This window comes from Ruminococcus sp. Marseille-P328 (assembly GCF_964249465.1).
Taxonomy (GTDB): Bacteria; Bacillota; Clostridia; order Lachnospirales; family Lachnospiraceae; genus Blautia_A; species Blautia_A faecis.
The window spans coordinates 16,514-32,443 of sequence record NZ_CAXUBQ010000026.1 but is presented as its reverse complement, the minus strand read 5'-3'; the positions used below and the strand labels follow the sequence as shown (position 1 = coordinate 32,443).

The 15,930-nt window shown below is 36.1% G+C and carries 15 protein-coding genes and 1 pseudogene; 1 reads left to right on the top strand and 15 read right to left on the bottom strand.

Features of this window, described 5'->3' with window-relative positions:
* Positions 1 to 8: 8 nt before the first annotated feature.
* The 11 genes and pseudogenes from ACESTK_RS16555 to ACESTK_RS16505 all read right to left on the bottom strand — a co-directional run bounded on the left by ACESTK_RS16555 (position 9) and on the right by ACESTK_RS16505 (position 11,423).
* On the bottom strand, positions 9 to 995 hold the full coding sequence (locus ACESTK_RS16555) for a sugar ABC transporter substrate-binding protein (protein ID WP_373120281.1): 987 nt from the start codon (positions 993 to 995) through the stop codon (positions 9 to 11).
* A gap of 186 nt (positions 996 to 1,181) precedes the next feature.
* Positions 1,182 to 2,279: a GntR family transcriptional regulator gene (locus tag ACESTK_RS16550; protein WP_373120280.1), complete on the bottom strand. Its 1,098-nt coding sequence runs from the start codon at positions 2,277 to 2,279 to the stop codon at positions 1,182 to 1,184.
* A 230-nt stretch (positions 2,280 to 2,509) separates the two neighbouring features.
* A complete protein-coding gene (locus ACESTK_RS16545; RefSeq protein ID WP_373120279.1) occupies positions 2,510 to 4,123 on the bottom strand; it encodes an AAA family ATPase in 1,614 nt (537 codons plus the stop codon).
* A gap of 137 nt (positions 4,124 to 4,260) precedes the next feature.
* A complete protein-coding gene (locus ACESTK_RS16540) occupies positions 4,261 to 5,445 on the bottom strand; it encodes an AAA family ATPase (protein ID WP_373120278.1) in 1,185 nt (394 codons plus the stop codon).
* A gap of 94 nt (positions 5,446 to 5,539) precedes the next feature.
* Positions 5,540 to 6,585: pseudogene (locus ACESTK_RS16535) on the bottom strand (AAA family ATPase).
* 212 nt (positions 6,586 to 6,797) lie between these two features.
* Positions 6,798 to 8,492, bottom strand: coding sequence for a transposase (locus ACESTK_RS16530; RefSeq protein WP_373120277.1), 1,695 nt, complete (start codon positions 8,490 to 8,492; stop codon positions 6,798 to 6,800).
* 197 nt (positions 8,493 to 8,689) lie between these two features.
* A complete protein-coding gene (locus tag ACESTK_RS16525; protein ID WP_373120276.1) occupies positions 8,690 to 9,022 on the bottom strand; it encodes a hypothetical protein in 333 nt (110 codons plus the stop codon).
* Between the two features lie 53 nt (positions 9,023 to 9,075).
* Positions 9,076 to 9,525 carry a hypothetical protein gene (locus ACESTK_RS16520; protein ID WP_373120275.1) on the bottom strand — a complete coding sequence of 150 codons (450 nt, stop codon included), beginning with the start codon at positions 9,523 to 9,525 and terminating at the stop codon, positions 9,076 to 9,078.
* A 7-nt stretch (positions 9,526 to 9,532) separates the two neighbouring features.
* Positions 9,533 to 10,039 (bottom strand): hypothetical protein, encoded by a 507-nt coding sequence (locus ACESTK_RS16515; protein ID WP_373120274.1) that lies wholly within the window; start codon positions 10,037 to 10,039, stop codon positions 9,533 to 9,535.
* A complete protein-coding gene (locus ACESTK_RS16510; protein ID WP_373120273.1) occupies positions 10,039 to 10,806 on the bottom strand; it encodes a TIGR04255 family protein in 768 nt (255 codons plus the stop codon). The genes ACESTK_RS16515 and ACESTK_RS16510 overlap by 1 nt, the downstream gene beginning before the upstream one ends.
* A 230-nt stretch (positions 10,807 to 11,036) precedes the next feature.
* Complete coding sequence (locus tag ACESTK_RS16505; protein ID WP_373120297.1) at positions 11,037 to 11,423, bottom strand: hypothetical protein; 387 nt, start codon at positions 11,421 to 11,423, stop codon at positions 11,037 to 11,039.
* On the opposite strand from ACESTK_RS16505, the gene ACESTK_RS16500 reads away from it, so the two are divergent.
* Positions 11,352 to 11,618 (top strand): transposase, encoded by a 267-nt coding sequence (locus ACESTK_RS16500; RefSeq protein WP_373120272.1) that lies wholly within the window; start codon positions 11,352 to 11,354, stop codon positions 11,616 to 11,618. The two genes, ACESTK_RS16505 and ACESTK_RS16500, sit on opposite strands and share 72 nt — an antisense overlap.
* Before the next feature lie 123 nt (positions 11,619 to 11,741).
* On the opposite strand, the gene ACESTK_RS16495 is transcribed toward ACESTK_RS16500, so the two are convergent.
* From ACESTK_RS16495 to ACESTK_RS16480, 4 genes are read right to left on the bottom strand one after another with little or no spacing between them, the layout of a single operon-like run.
* On the bottom strand, positions 11,742 to 12,725 hold the full coding sequence (locus tag ACESTK_RS16495; RefSeq protein WP_373120294.1) for an acyltransferase family protein: 984 nt from the start codon (positions 12,723 to 12,725) through the stop codon (positions 11,742 to 11,744).
* A 45-nt stretch (positions 12,726 to 12,770) separates the two neighbouring features.
* Positions 12,771 to 13,919: a CapA family protein gene (locus ACESTK_RS16490; protein WP_373120271.1), complete on the bottom strand. Its 1,149-nt coding sequence runs from the start codon at positions 13,917 to 13,919 to the stop codon at positions 12,771 to 12,773.
* Positions 13,920 to 13,933: 14 nt separating this feature from the next.
* Entirely contained in the window at positions 13,934 to 14,863 is a 930-nt protein-coding gene (locus ACESTK_RS16485) for an ATP-grasp fold amidoligase family protein (RefSeq protein ID WP_373120270.1), read from the bottom strand.
* Positions 14,863 to 15,888, bottom strand: coding sequence for a hypothetical protein (locus tag ACESTK_RS16480; protein ID WP_373120269.1), 1,026 nt, complete (start codon positions 15,886 to 15,888; stop codon positions 14,863 to 14,865). Before ACESTK_RS16480 ends, ACESTK_RS16485 begins: the two co-directional genes overlap by 1 nt.
* Between the last annotated feature and the right edge of the window lie 42 nt (positions 15,889 to 15,930).

Genomic DNA, 15,930 nt, shown 5'->3' with positions numbered 1-15,930 from the left:
CGTAAGTATTATTTGTACTCTTCTAATTCATCTTTCTTCGCCTGATCATCTGTCAGATAATCCTCAACGTTGTCTGCTGTTACAAGGATTCCAGGTACTACTACATCACCAGTCTTTTTACCTTCAATTGCAGAGAGAGCAGCATTCATAGCTTCTTCTCCGATTGAATAGGAATCCTGCGCAACAGTTGCCTTATAATAGCGGCCATCCTTCAGTGCGTTTAACTGACCTTCTTCGTTATCGATTCCAACTAAAGCAATATCCTCTCTGCCTGCAGAGCTTACAGAAGCAAGTGCTCCAAGTGCAACACCAGCGTTGCTGCCGTAGATAATATCCAGAGTGCCTTCCGGGTTTGCGATCAGAAGGTTATCTGTTAATTTCTGACCTCCTTCAGCTGTACACTCTTCTACCGTCTCTTCTTTAATTGTTACATCTGGATACTCTTTCAACGCTTCAATGAAACCTTCATTTCTCTGATTCATTGTTTCCAGAGCCGGATAGCTAAGTACAATTACATTACCTTTTACTTCTCCATATTTTTCTTTCAGCATATCAGCAGCATATTCGCCGGCAGTTTCACCCATTTCTTTATTTCCACTTCCAACGCGGGCATAAACTTCTGCACCTTCAATGAAAGAGTCATAGTTAATTACAGGTATTCCAGCATCATTTGCTTCTTTAATTGACGGTATCAGTGCCTGTGTGTCTACAGGTCCTACAATAATTGCATCATATTTCTGCAAAATTGCCTGACTCATAAGATCAGCTTCTTTGCTTACATCCAGAGCAGCATCAAACATATCAACCTGTACACCGTTTTCTTCGCCCACTTTCTTAATCTCTGCACCAATGTATACAAAGAAATCAAACTGATTAGCAGCCGAAATATAAGCTACCTTTTTTGCACTTTCTTCTGCATGAACAACTGCTGTATTCATTCCTAATGCTCCTGCCGCCATAGATACGCTCAATACGATAGATGTAATTTTTTTCATTTCTTTTCCTCCTAAACATTTTTCTTAAGTTTATATGCTACACAATACTGTTTTACTTTTACCCCAATATGTAAATTCTACCCTCCTTTTTAATACATGTATTTTGCTTTTTCTTGCCACGACATTACTTGATATGACAAGTTAGTTTTTTAAAAATGGCATAACTCCTATTATGCCATCTTTGCACTAAAATGATTTCCTGCGCTGCAGGTCGTACTTGATAATTCTTCTTTGCTGTATCATGGAAGAAGTTCCACTCATACGCTTCAATAATAATTTCACAGCTTCTTTTCCATATTTGAAAAAATGTTGTTCGAATGTGGTAAGACCAATTGTCGGAAAACTGCTCCAGTTGTAGTTTCCGTAGCTGATCAATTTCAGATCAGTTGGTATATCCTTTCTCAGTTCACTGGCAGCCTTATATGCTGCAAATGCAACAGTATCATTCATTACGATCAGAACATCCAGATAATCATTTTTCTGCAGATATTCTTTTATATCTGTAACGATATCATATTTTGTTACGCTTTCGTGAAATTCAGATTCTGTATTCCTAAGTAAAAGCTGTCCCTCACGGATAGGAATTCTTGAATCCTCTAGGGCTTTCTTTATACCATTCTTCCTGGCAGAGCACGTAGAAAAATCCTGATTCCAGGATGAATAGAATCCCACATTCTTCATTCCACTCATGATCGCCAGTTGAGTAACACGATATGCACTCTCAAAATCCTCACCTGTAACAATATCAAATTCATTATCCTTCGGTTCTGCATCAAGAAAAACAATAGGAACCTCAAATTTCTTTAATTCATCTACGATCATTGAATCTCCGTAATAAAAGCTGTATATGATTCCATTTGGCCGTATTGTCTTTATGCTTTGCAGGAATTTCTCAATATCCGCTTCATTTCTTGGTTCCATCAGTGTTACCAACGTGTACTGTGTTTCCCTAAGAGATTTCTGTATGCCAGATAGCATATCAGAAACAATTCCTGCAGCGAACAATTCCGGATAATTAGGTAATATAAGTAAAACCTTATCTACATCTGCGGATACCTCGACTGTTTTTGGCTTTACAAAAGTGCCTATACCTTGCTGTCTGTACAGCACACCAGTAGTAACCAGCTCATCCAAAGCCTTACGTACTGTAATTCTACTGCTGGCAAAAGCCCGGCACAATTCATTCTCACTAGGGATCTTATCATTCTCCTTATAAAATCCCTGGCTGATCTGTTCTTCAATTTTATTTTTAATTATTTCATATTTTGAAATATTCTCTGACATTTTCTAACCCCAGCTTGGTTATAATTACTTGTTATTACAAGTTTAATTATACACCACATTTTGAAAAAGTCAATTGTAAAATACGAACTTTTTCTGGAAATTCACATTTTCAAAAACTCACGTGTGAACTTCCAGAAATTTTACAACTAAATCCAGCTTATATCCATTCATCAGCATTCTGAATCAAGTCAATGATTTCATCCAACGAACGCTCGCTTTCCACATATACATCATACAACGCCTGTTCCTCTATTTTCACCCTTCACATACTTCTCAATCAAGCACTGGTGTTCCTTACTTTTTTTATCATAATTGATTCCAACAAGAAGAATATCGCCTGTGTAATTCAGTATCGAAGAAGGATACTTTTTAGTCTTAATTTGTGTTAATGCAGTCTGCGCATTCTGGTTCCACTTCAATTCCACAAGCAATGCCGGATAATCATTTTTGTACTCTGGCTTTGGGATAAATACAAAGTCAGCAAATCCTCGTCCTGTAGGAAATTCACGGATTGGCTTAAAATAGTATTGCATTGCGCTTAAGTAGGCAATTGTAAGCACACTGCTCAAGGAATTCTCATTATTATACTGAATTACTGACACATGCTCGTTATGGATTTTTTCAATCTCTTCTGCAACCGCCTCACCATCCATATCCAATGTAGCATCCAGCAGATTTTCCGAATTCAGCTGCAATATCAGCATTTCATTCCACTTTTTACTCTCAACAGCAGTCGTCAGCTCCTGCCGTATCTCCTCATTTGGTACAAATGCAGTCTTCCTGTTCTCATTATAACCAAGGTATCCTAAATGGATCATATAAGTCAATACATCATCTTTACTTTTAATATCTTCCGTATCATTTTGAAAAGCTGCCACATTCACCTTGACTTCGGCTCCGGAAAGCATCTCAATAACAGCTGTTTTCAGCCCATCATAGTTCATGTTAATCAAAGGCACAATCACATCATAGGATGCTGTTTCTGACCAGTAACTCCTGAATTCCCCCCTTAGCATTACGCTGACAACGGCTCTGGGATTATAAACCTGGTAATCCTTCAGAAGATAGCCATCGTACCATCGCTTCACTTCAGCAAAGTCCTGCTGATATTTTTCTGACAGCTTTTTCACTTCAGCTTCTGTAAAACCAATATACGGAGCCAGATTACTTGCGCTCAGCATTGTAAACTCATCAAAATTATTTAATGCCGACTGAGTTTTTTCCTTTTTAATTGGAAGAATACCAGTAAGATATGCAAGTTGAATATATTTTGTTGGTTCTGTTCCTTTGAACATTGCCCTGAGAAAATTAATATACTCTTCCTGTACCCTTTTATTAACGTCCTTGTCACGAATAAGGACATCCCATTCATCAATGATGACAATAAATTTTTTTCCAGTTGCACCATTAATACGAGACAACACTTCTGGCAAAGATTCCGTCTTCTCTTTCAATACACCTGGATAGTATTCCGCAAGCTCCGCAATCGTCTTTTCCGAAATATAAGAAACCACCCTTTCAGGTCCACCAGCTGGCTCTATGCACCATTGGATATCAAGATGTATTACATCATATTGGTTCAAGTGCTTCTTAAAATCTGCACTTTTACTAATTTCCAATCCGGCGAACATTTCTTCTGAATTACAGCCTCTGCTGTAATAAGCTGTAAGCATATTCGCTGTAATAGATTTTCCAAACCTTCTCGGACGGCTATTGCAAATATAGGCCTGCAATGTATTCAAAACTTTATTCGTATACTTAATAAGTCCGCTTTTATCAACATATATCTCGGAATTCAATGCTACCTGAAAAGCCAAATTATCTGGATTCACTAATATTCCCATCACTCACACACTCCCTATATAAAAAAGCTTCCACAGTATCACTATTTTCTACCAATAATGATATCATGAAAACTTTTGGTGCTCAATAATTTTATTGGGATGTTTTCTGAAAGCTCACAGAGAGTTACTGTTTGATTCTACTTTGATATACACCACTGTTTATATTCTTCCAGTCTTTGTATATATCCTGAAAATTCTGGAACCGTAAAATCAAGTTCTTTATATCTTACAGGATATATAATTCCCTTGCTAATTAACTGTGCTCTTGTTGTTGAAATAGATCCAACTGTTTTATTAAGATTGTGTGCAACATTTGATATCGTACATGGTAATTCACCACATTCTACCATTGCAAAAATAAATTTTTTATCACTTTCTGCACATCTTTCATATCTTGATTTAAAGAATCTTTCGTCCAGAGATGATAAAAATTCATCTATACAATTTTCTACATCAGACAATTCTATGACATCTTTATTTGTTTTATCGTACACAATTTTGCATAACTGTTGAATAAAAAAAGGATACCCTTTTGTAATTTCTACTATTTTGTTTGTGGCTTCATGTGCATATATTATATTGAATTTTTTTGCTGGCTCTTCAATTGCTTTTTCTGATTGCTCATCCGTCAATGAATCGATTTTTTTATACATAAACAATCTTTCGGAATAAGATTTTTCATCAGAAAGCATTTTATATATTTTAGGCAATCCTGCACCTATAATCATAATTGGATAACCTAACTGATTTGCTCTATGCAATGCAGCGATCAAAGATCCTAGCTGGTTTTGCTTCATATACTGAATTTCATCTATAAAGAAACAAATTGGTATTTCCGTTTTTTGTGCGGTTTCTCCGATTGTTGAAAATACTTCAGTAAGTGTTTGCGTTAAATTATTTGACACATACAATTCCCTATCCTGCATTGATAAAGAAAATGAATTATCTTCTGGGTTAAAAGAAACAACTAAGGACTTTATTGCCTCTAATGGCTTCTGTATTAAATGTTTAAATTTTTCTTTTGCACTTACTGTTCTTAAAAATGCCTGAGAACATTCAGCAATCTGTGAAATAAAGTCATTTCTCTCCTCAATTTCAATATGCTTACAAAAAATACCTTTTTCTTCTGCAATACTTTGCAGCTTATTTATTAAAACAGTTTTTCCAACGCCGCGCAAACCACTAAAAATAATTGATTGAGTAGGTATATCCATAGTTAACGCATCAAACATTTGACTTACGTTCTGAATGTCTTCATCTCGTCCAGCAATATATACTGGCATTAAACCAGCACCTGGTCTATATGGATTTACTTTAAACATACAATCACCTCCGCTTATAAACTTATATTACCGCAATACGTAGCAATAAACAATACAGTTCCGTGATATTTTTCCTATAAGTACCTATAACTTTTTATACCACAATTTCCCTTACAGCAAGCGTAAGTTCCTGCCGAATTTCTTCATTAGGAACAAATGCAGACCTTCGATTCTGATCGTATCCCAGATAGCCAAGATGGATCATATACGTAAGAACCTCATCGCGGTTCTGTATATTTACCGTATCATTTTTAAAAGTTGCCGTATTCACTTTCACTTCATCGCCTGATAACATTTCGATAACAGCAGACTTCAAGCCATCAAAACCCATATTGATCAACGGCACGATTGTCTCGTAAGAAGCAGTCTCTGACCAGTAGCTCTTAAATTCGCCATTTAGCATAACTCCCACAACCGCCCGTGGATTATATATTTGATGCTCATTTAGGAGATAACCATCATACCACCTTTTGACCTTTTCGTAATTCTGATGATATTTTTTTGCAAGCATCTTCACTTCACTTTCTGTGAAACCGACATAAGGCGCCATATTGCCTGCACTAAGCATAGTAAACTCATCAAAATTATTTAGTGCTGACTGGGTTTTCATTTTTTTGATCGGAAGGATACCTGTCAGATATGCGAGAGCAATATATTTAGTTGGCTCAGTATCTTTAAACAGTCCCCTCAGGAAATTAATATAATTTTCCTGTACAGCCTGATTCTGCGCTTCATCTCGAATCAAAACATCCCATTCATCAATAATAATGACAAATTTCTGTCCTGTTTGATTTTTAACTCTTGAAAGCGCATCAGACAAAGAACCGTCTTGGAGAACCAAACACTCTGGATAAATTTCGCGCAACTCGTCCAGTACGCTTTTTGTAATAAACTGTACCACTTTTTTCTTATCTTCACAATTTGCCAGAAACCACTGGATATCAATGTGAATTACATCATATTTGTTAAGATACTTTTTGAAATCCTGTGTTTTTCCTATTGAAAGGTCGGAAAACATCTTCTCAGAATCTGCACCTTTGCTGTAATATGCTGCAAGCATATTACAGCATAGGATTTCCCAAATCTCCTGGGGCGGCTGTTGCAAATATACGCATCTGTAGTCTCCAGAACGCGATTCATATATTCGATCATACCAGTTTTGTCCACATAAATTCTGGAATTCAAAGCAGCCTGAAAAGCACTGTTGTCCGGATTCACAAATCTTCCCATCTATCACACTCTCCCTATACAAAAAAAGCTTCCACAGTATCACTATTTTCTACCAATAATGATATCAGGAAAACTTTTTGGTCTCAATAATTTTATGCGTGTTTATGAATTCTTACTTGCCATCACTGTACTCTCTTCAAGATTTTGCTGATATTTTCTGCACGGTATTTCACATAATTCCAATCCATGTCAAAAGCACTTAAGATCACTTTCTGTGTTTTGGTTACTGCATGATCAAGCCGGTACACCTTATCCAGCTGGCGTGTCATCTCAATCTTTTCCAGTTCCCTGATTGCTGCCGGAACTGTAAGATAATTCGTTTTTTTTGCCAGTTCTTTTGCCTTCTCCTTTAAAGCTGTATATATCCTGCACCGGATGATCAGTGCAAGAAAACCAATGAATATCTTATTTGATGCCGCCTCTTCTGATGCCACTCTCAGACAATGGTTTCCAAGATAAGATTTATCTGCCCGGAATACTTTTTCCGATACATCCCTGCTCTTGTAAAGGTTTATCGCATCCTTTGCATCCATCTTTTCGGATGAGATGATAGCAAAATATCCACAGAGCTCCAGCTCATCCTGGATCACCGGCAGCTTGGGTTCGCCATAAACAAAATGTCCGTTTTCCTTGTTATAATGCATATGAAAATACTTATGGAATGCCGGTCCGAATTCATACTCCTTATCTTCATGCTGTTCCATAAATCTCTGCATTTCATGGATTTTTTCTTCCAGTCTTGCACGTTCACCAACCGCTTTGGCAGCACTGTAATAAGTATGTATGTATCGTTTCTTTGTGTCACTGGCATACACAAAAGCGTGGACCGTTTTTCCATACACTTCGAATTCCTCGATCCGGTTTCCCCAGTTATTTTCAAAAGTGCCTTTCTGTTTTCTCACCTGACTGCTTATAAAATCCTTTATTCCTTTCACCATAATGATAAAGGAAAATCCACTGCTGTCCATGTAGTTAAGATTATCTTTGCTAAAATATCCCCGGTCCAGGATAAACCCGATATTTTTATAACCATAGCCTTTTATCTTATCAACCATAAACTGTAACTGGGAGACATCATTGATACTTCCGGAATATTTTTCATACATGAGAGGCTCCCGATTGTTTACATCATAGCCAACAGCATAATTGAATATCGGAAGTCCTGCACCCACCTTTGCTGCTCCGAATTCCACTATATCTATATCTCCGGCCTGACAGTTCTTATTTGTTGAATCATATGATATATAAATACGCTCACGTTTGCATCTGTCTGCATTCCACTGATCTAGGAAATCCTGCCTCTGATTTTCTTTTATTGACCTCAGAAAATCTGAAATAAATGAATCACTGTAACATTTCATATCCGGAGTAAAAAGCGGGTGATTGTAAGCATAATCAGGATAATACTGTGCTGCATTCCCTTCTGTAATAATGGAATAGGCTGCCAGGTCAAGCATGATCCCGGCTGCTTTTGCCCCAAATGAATCCTGCAGTTTTGTATCCAGTTCAAGATCTTTTGCAGCTTTATCTATGATTATATATGCTCCAGTCTTCAAACAGCTGCTCCTGCATGAAACTGTTTTTTCCTCAGGCTGCTCAACCTCCGGAAAATATCTCCTGAAATTTTCATTAGGTCTCATTTTATTTTCATCTTCCGGTAAAACCTTACCGATAGTAACCCTTTTTACATTTGTATACTGTTTGGATGGATCGTACTCACGGCTGTACTCATAATAAACATAACGCGCCTGACCTTTAGTTCGAAATGTGATTTTTCCTTTTACATCAGGTATATCAACAACATAATCCAGATACATGAACATCCCTCTTCTTTATAGTTGTATTTGCGACTAAATATAGTATAACATAAAACCTGCATTTCTACAATAAAAAATGCAGGTTTTTCCTTATTTTTTCAGTATTTTCAGGGCATTCTCAATCCGTATGATTCACTTGAGTTGCACTTTATTATGGAAGTTCACAGTTAATTTTATAGGAAGTTCACAGTTCTTGCTTATTTCAATTTTTCAAGGATCTCGTCCGCACTCATGCCGCTGGCTAATAATTTCTTAACCACACTCTCGGCTTCAGCCTTCTTTGCTTCTTCAGCGGCCTTAGCATCTGCCTTTGCCTTCTTTGCTTCCAGGGATGCCACTTCTTTTTCGGCCTTCTTCAGAGCAGTCTTCTTCTCTTTCAGTGTGTTCTTCTGCTCTTCAATCGCTTTCTGGATGGATGCGATCTCGGTATTCAGAGACGCAATAGTCTCCTGCTTCTCTGCAATCTGGGATGCGTAGTCTTTGGTGATATTGGTTTTGGAACGGTTTTTGCTGCCTTTCGTTCTGGGCATAGGTGATAACCTCTTTCCTTTTTTAGTGGTTTAAGTATAGAATAGTCATTTGCTTATCGTCTTATCGCCAAGCCAGCCATGAATGCTAAAGTATGCTGAATATTCTTTTTCACTTGTTTATCAAGTGTATTCTTCATAAGCAAATTACCATGATATAAATTTTCTTGGTAATCATTTTCTTCGGAAGCTTCAACAGGTCGTCTTTCATAAGAGAATTCTTCACTATCCATGTGTCCTTTAAACATATTGTTCAAAAGTGTTCGATTAATTGTGCAATATCCACCTTTGAACTGTTTATCTTCTCTCTGTGGTTTATGCTGATCAAGTAACACCTGTAAAGATTCTTCATTATCATTCCAATTCACCGATAACTCGCAATATTCATCACCGCGCTGTGAATCATATTGATCAAACTGAAATGCACCTGCCGTCACATAGCCGCTCTCAGTTATATCATTTGGCGATGATATGCCTCGATAAAATTCCTCTGGGTATTCATTCATTTCTACATCATCCTTGAATCATCATTAGAACGTAGTCCAACATAGCCTTAGCTACATTTTTAAAGTCCTGCGGTTTCATAGCTTTAAATTCATTTTTATATAATTCTTTTTCTGTATCATGTGACATAAATCCAAAGTAGTCACCATCATTTTTATCAAAAGAAAAATATAATCTAAAATAATTATATATCCAATCCAATGTGCAACCTGTGTCTGTTTTTTCAGTCACAATTAGTTTTGATAACGTGACATTTTGTGGATTTTCTTCTGCAATAACTCCTCTCAAAGCGCCTAGAAATAATGCCACATCTTTTTCTTTATATACAGTTTCGGGCAATTCCGTAAAGATGTCCACATCTCCATTCAGGCTTTCTGTGATATTAATTCCATAAATCTCTCTCTTCACATGTCCATAGGGCGATTCTCCCACATACTTTTGAGGCACAACAAAATCGCTCTTTTTTTCTTTTGAATCAACTGAATAACTTTGTTGAATTATAATATTCTTATTCATTATATTTCCACCGGTTCCATTGCACTACTTAGACGTTCAGTTATCGCACTATTTATAAAATTACTAGAGTTCGCATGCAACATATCTGCCACGGTATTTACACCTTCTTTTTGTGTTGTTGACTGTGAATAGTAATCGCAATCAATTAACAGTGACAACTCTTTTTGATTGTTGACATGTACCAACTCAAAATGAACTTTTGTTGCCGCATTATTTTCTGGATTTTGATATTCCGCATCAGCCCTATATGATTTTATACCTTTTTCAATATCTGGTGTCATTATTCCCAATACATGTGGTTCAATCAATTCATTCCAGCCAACTTTTTCTAAACCTAAGTTTTCACGATTTATCACATCTATATATCTAAGCCCTACTCTTGTATAAAAGGCTGGCTTATAAACGGCTTCAAAAATTGGGACAACAAATTCAATATGTTTTCTAAACTCCTCCCACTGAGTATATTTTAATGTGGATATAGAAATAAATGATGCAGTGAGATTAATTTTATAGCTTTCATCTGAAGAAATAAAAGCATAGTTTTTGGCACTACTCGTTTTGATCTGAACAGGATTTCCATCTGGTCCAATAATCATTTCATTCTGTTGTTCATCACCTTCTTGATAGAATGGATATTTTTCTCTTATCTTATCCTGAAATTCCATAGGTTGTTTTGCATTTATACTTAAAATCGTCGGAAAACGAAGTTGAAAAATAACTTCGATTAACGGACTTTTTTGATATCTTACTCTCTTATACTCTTTCATCTGTTTAAACTCCTTTCAAGACTATTTTCACCTTCATTTTATGTGCGTATTGATTCAACTACTACCAAAAATAATCTTGCATTAAACTCTTTGACTTTAGCACACCATTTATACTACAAAGAGCCACGGTCTCCCGTAGCTTTAGTATATCACAAGTCTGTAAATAAATCAGCCTTGTACACGCCTTTTTCTAACATTTTTTAAAGCTGTCCTTTACGGCTACGACATCCTCATGGTAGGTCATTCTGAGGATTGCTCGGTACTTCCTTCGCGAAGAACTCTTTGAAGCCTTCTTCCAGAACATCTAGAAAATCAAGAGTCAAGCCCCACATATTCATGGATACCAGAGAATTCACATCAACAACCACACCATCTGCCTCTGCTCCAGCTGCGGTCTTTACGATGTTCTTAGTCTCTACAACCTCAGTCAAGTTTCCATTCTCATCCATCTTGCAGATGCCACGGGTCACGCCACCATTATCAGACAGAGTGTTTTTCAGTACGAAAACAGCCATGCAGGACTTTCCGCCATTCACCAAATACTCATGGACAGCCTTACTCCCGGTTTTATCTGTGTCCTCCACACCTTCGGCTGCAGCCTTCAATGGAACCCTCACATCCATGTCCTCGTTTCCGAAGTCGCTGTCGGCCGCATTACTCCTCGGAAACGCTTTACCCACTTTAACTATTCTTTTTTGCGCAAATCTTTTTGTACTACTCTCCTCAATCATCTTCACAAAAGAATCGGCCCTTCTTTCAAAAAAATGAAATCTGATATCTATAAAAATCACTGTAAGGGATTTTATGTCTAAGCTGCGCAGTCAGGAAGGAAAAACTGCCGATTCTATCGTGCAGTTTCCTCCGCTGACAATTCGCCGCTTCACATTGTTGCTCAGCACGAACAACAGAAAACAAGTAAATCATCAAAACAACAACTACCTCTTAATTGTCTTATTACTTTTCACCCCGAAAATCACTTCACCTAACCACTGATTGAATTTATTTAATACAAATGCACTAATAATTCCAAAGCAAATTACTAACAGATAGCACAAATGCGTCTTAGGTTTAATGGTAATATTTCCAAAATGCAATGTGTATGTATTAAAAACAAAGACAAAAACGTAATTGCACAGATACGATTCCAAGGATATATTTCCAAAAAGCAATAATACTTTATTTATCAACTTAATCTTACAACCTATTATAAAACATAATACACAGGATAAACCAATCGCCATAATCCAACGCAACGAGTTTTCCAATTCAAATTTCGAACTAATCCTTGTGAGCATAAAATAGAAAACCGCAACTATAGCGATTTCCCACGATTTAATGACCTGTTTCGATTGATCACTGTCATTTTTAATAATCAATTTTGCAATAATAAAGCCCGCGAAAAAAGCAGGATACCTTCTTATGCAAAACAGGACATTTTCCAATACCCCCCCCCGATAGTTGCATAGACCAATTAGACTCATTACTATAACAATAGCAGAGTACCTCTTTATCTCATTCACATCGGTATTATGCCACAAAATAATTATTGGCGACAGAAGATATAATGGAATTAGTCCAGCTAAATACCATGCTCCGATATGTTCCTTCCAGAATGACATCATAGAAAAATAATAAAAAAAGCGATTAAAACACTTGTTATAAGTGCAATACCAAATCCAATATGGTCCCATAATAACAACATAGGAGATTAGAATTCTCACGAACCGTCTAGTATACCAGTTCTGCAAGTTTGAACTACCAGACTTATTCAAAGAATAAAAAATCCCCATCCCGGAAACCAGCAAAAAAATATCTACGCCGAAATTTCCGAATGACAAAACTTTCGCAAATAATAAAGACAATTCATCATCCCATAGAACTGCATGACATAATATAACGCCTATTGTTGCAGCCCCCATTATTTGTGTTCTAAATCTAGACAAATCATACATTTTCATCGAGGGTTACCTTTCTCTGAGCAAAGTAAGAATCATTTCTCTGTGAGCTTCACACTCAATAAAATTCCTTAAACACAACCGCTCTTTCTTTCGATAAAGAGATTTGATTTTTCTTCTAACTAAAAAGCCATTTGTAATTCTATTTAAGCCTCTAAAGAAAAACGTTTTGTGCCCTAAAAATGCTCCAAGATAAGTGCTTCGCTGTTGCTCAACATACTCCTGATAATTCTCATGAACAAATTGCGGATTCAAAATCTCATTTGACCTAACATTAAAAGAATCAATTATATCATCGGCATCTTTATTTTTAGCCAAACGTATACCATTACCATTTCTTATTATAGGAATATAGTCTATCTTGTGGGAGTTATCCATTATATTTATATCTATCAGAACAGCTGATTTCCAGCATTCATCTGTTTCACCACACTCAAAAATAAAATTGCCTTGACCATACACAATTGTACCTCCTTTGTATTCCTCTTTACACCCCACACAATGGCTATGTTGACAAACTACTAAATCAGCACCCTTTTCAATTAATTTATGACATATCTTCTGTAATTTGGGAGAAGGGTATCTATAATGTTCTTTTCCTCCATGATATAGCACAATTAAAAAATCCGCTTTTTCCTCCTCCTTTGAGGACTTCACATCATCCAAACTATTCATTGGATCAAAAGGATTAACGCCTGATTTATGCTCAGAAGCAATACTAAACTCGTGTTCTGCGCAACAATATATTCCAATCTTTATTCCGTTTACGAATGTATAAAACACCTTTCTCGCTTCATCTAAATTGGAGCCTACTCCACTATATTGAATTCCAGCAGTTTTTAAAGCCTCTATTGTAGATTGCAACCCTTCCGCCCCATAGTCCATTATATGATTATTGGCAAGTGTCAGAAAATCTATATTTAATGCTTTTATACCATATACAGTGCTTGCTGGAGCACCTATACACGGTCCCCATTTATCAATGCACTCTTCATTTCCGTTTATCAAAGGAGTTTCTAGATTAAAACAGTTAAAATCAGAATTCCTAATAATTTTGGCAATTTCATCGCCAATCAAGTCAATCGACTTACCTTTTTCAAACTCTTTTAAATTTTGCTTCGTTGGGACCAAATCAGCTCCGATTATTATATGTGCCATGTAGCTCTGTCTCCTTAATACTTCCTATTTTTTAAAGCAATCCAACTGCCGAATACTTCATCCCAACAGTCGGGCTCAAAGCCGTCAAATCCTCCACCATCAAAAAACGTCAATTCTCCAAAATATATTCTATTATTGCATAGATATAAATCCACCCTCACCTCAGGAAAGCCTTGAGAGAGAGATTCTGCAATCTCAATCATTTTATCATACAATGACGGTTTCTCTGGTCTTTCAATTGCGTGTTCGTAGCCCCACTTCAAATCAAGCCAATTAAAGTCCCGATCAAAATAATCTGCCTTTGTAGTTTTTCCAGCTCCTCTGTCAGAATATATGCCTAACGCTCGTACTACGCCGTCAAAACAATAGAATTTATAATCTCGTAGTTCGCCAGTTGCATTATCAACCATGAATTTCTCCGCCACAATTCTTGGAGTAACATTTTTATATGGCCATTCTCTAAATAATTTGTAATAATTCGTTTTTAAACTTTTATTGATTTTTGTTCGCGCATTATCAATATTCAACTGCTTTTTATCAGTGCAAATTACCAATCCTCCTGAATCATGCGTACATTTCAAAACGAACTGTTCAGGCAAGTTCTCAAAGCTAATATCATCAAAAGAGTTCCATACACCTAACGTTGGTATAATATACTCCTCACCAATTCTTTCGGATACATATGATTTTACTTCGTACTTATCCACTAGCTTGGAATATAACGGACATCTATCGTATAACTTAATCCACTGTAATTTTTCACTATATCTAGTAGGGTTATCTAAATTTAATTTTCTACCATACGCTCCTCGATAAACTAAAGACAGGCAAACTTTATCGGGTAGAAAGTTGATAAATCCTTTCCTTGTTGCATAGCAAAAAAAATAAAATGGATTTTTAATCATTTTATGTATTTTGTTAGTTATGCTTTTTGGTGTAGACATTAAATAGCACCTCCTAAATCGCAATCAATTCTATGTATAAAAGATAAAGGAGAGAGTTCATTCATTTCAGCTGAATAAGCTTCATCCGGGCACACATTTATCGGTTTTAGAATCATATCAATATCAACATTCTCAACATCATCAAAAGACATAAACTGATCTGGTTTATAAAATGGTGCTTTTTCAAGAAACTTATTATTAGATAATAACCGTTTTCTTAAAGCAACAGCTTCACATGCTCTAATCGTATATCCTGTTCCATTTTTTTGCATTAACTCTAAAATATTCTTTGTTTGTGATGCATGTAATAAATTTTCCCTATAAGAAAAGCTATCCACAAAAATCAAGCCCTGAAGATTCTTATATTTCTCAATGATCCTCTTATCTTTAGTTACAATTACAAAATCACATACACAACCTTTTTTTGAAAAATAAGAATATGCTCTATATATATCATTCCACCTATTTTTTAAGGCTCCGCAAAAATACACATCAGACGTTATCTTATTAGAATCATGTAGATTCAGCTTAGAATATACCAAGGGATAATAATTTACATTATATTTTTCTGAATCTTTATAATCAAAGCTGTATAACTCATCGCAGAATGTCTTGAAATCATCTATTGATACCAAGCGTTTATGTTCGATAAGATCTTGATAAAACACAACAAACTTTGAATTTGGAAAGCGTTTCTTAAGCATGTCAACGAATCCATATGGTATGTGATCTGTAAAAGGTCCCGCGGAAAAAAACACAAAACAATATTTCTTTCCGTTTTTAAAGCAATCATCAACAAGAAAAGAATTCCACACCGCTTTGAATGGCAGTGAAATAATTGAATTTACTTTCTGAGACATATGTACTTTATGAATCATCCGTAGTACTTTATTTAATATAGACTTCCCTTCAAATGGCTCACTCATATATTTACAACAACCTGACTTACTCAAATCGCTATAAGACAGCATATAGTATTCATCAGTTGAACCTAGAACCACATAATTATATTTCAATTCATCCATCAATTTTCTCCTTCATACATCGATATCTAAAATTAATCTTTA

Coding starts and splice junctions, on each gene's coding strand:
- ACESTK_RS16485 (WP_373120270.1), bottom strand. CDS start 14,863: ATGTCTACACCAAAAAGCATAACTAACAAAATACATAAAATGATTAAA.
- ACESTK_RS16510 (WP_373120273.1), bottom strand. CDS start 10,806: ATGAAAGAGTATAAGAGAGTAAGATATCAAAAAAGTCCGTTAATCGAA.
- ACESTK_RS16520 (WP_373120275.1), bottom strand. CDS start 9,525: ATGAATGAATACCCAGAGGAATTTTATCGAGGCATATCATCGCCAAAT.
- ACESTK_RS16545 (WP_373120279.1), bottom strand. CDS start 4,123: ATGGGAATATTAGTGAATCCAGATAATTTGGCTTTTCAGGTAGCATTG.
- ACESTK_RS16550 (WP_373120280.1), bottom strand. CDS start 2,279: ATGTCAGAGAATATTTCAAAATATGAAATAATTAAAAATAAAATTGAA.
- ACESTK_RS16490 (WP_373120271.1), bottom strand. CDS start 13,919: ATGGCACATATAATAATCGGAGCTGATTTGGTCCCAACGAAGCAAAAT.
- ACESTK_RS16555 (WP_373120281.1), bottom strand. CDS start 995: ATGAAAAAAATTACATCTATCGTATTGAGCGTATCTATGGCGGCAGGA.
- ACESTK_RS16530 (WP_373120277.1), bottom strand. CDS start 8,492: ATGTATCTGGATTATGTTGTTGATATACCTGATGTAAAAGGAAAAATC.
- ACESTK_RS16515 (WP_373120274.1), bottom strand. CDS start 10,039: ATGAATAAGAATATTATAATTCAACAAAGTTATTCAGTTGATTCAAAA.
- ACESTK_RS16500 (WP_373120272.1), top strand. CDS start 11,352: ATGGACAGCCTTACTCCCGGTTTTATCTGTGTCCTCCACACCTTCGGC.
- ACESTK_RS16525 (WP_373120276.1), bottom strand. CDS start 9,022: ATGCCCAGAACGAAAGGCAGCAAAAACCGTTCCAAAACCAATATCACC.
- ACESTK_RS16495 (WP_373120294.1), bottom strand. CDS start 12,725: ATGGGGGCTGCAACAATAGGCGTTATATTATGTCATGCAGTTCTATGG.
- ACESTK_RS16480 (WP_373120269.1), bottom strand. CDS start 15,888: ATGGATGAATTGAAATATAATTATGTGGTTCTAGGTTCAACTGATGAA.
- ACESTK_RS16540 (WP_373120278.1), bottom strand. CDS start 5,445: ATGTTTAAAGTAAATCCATATAGACCAGGTGCTGGTTTAATGCCAGTA.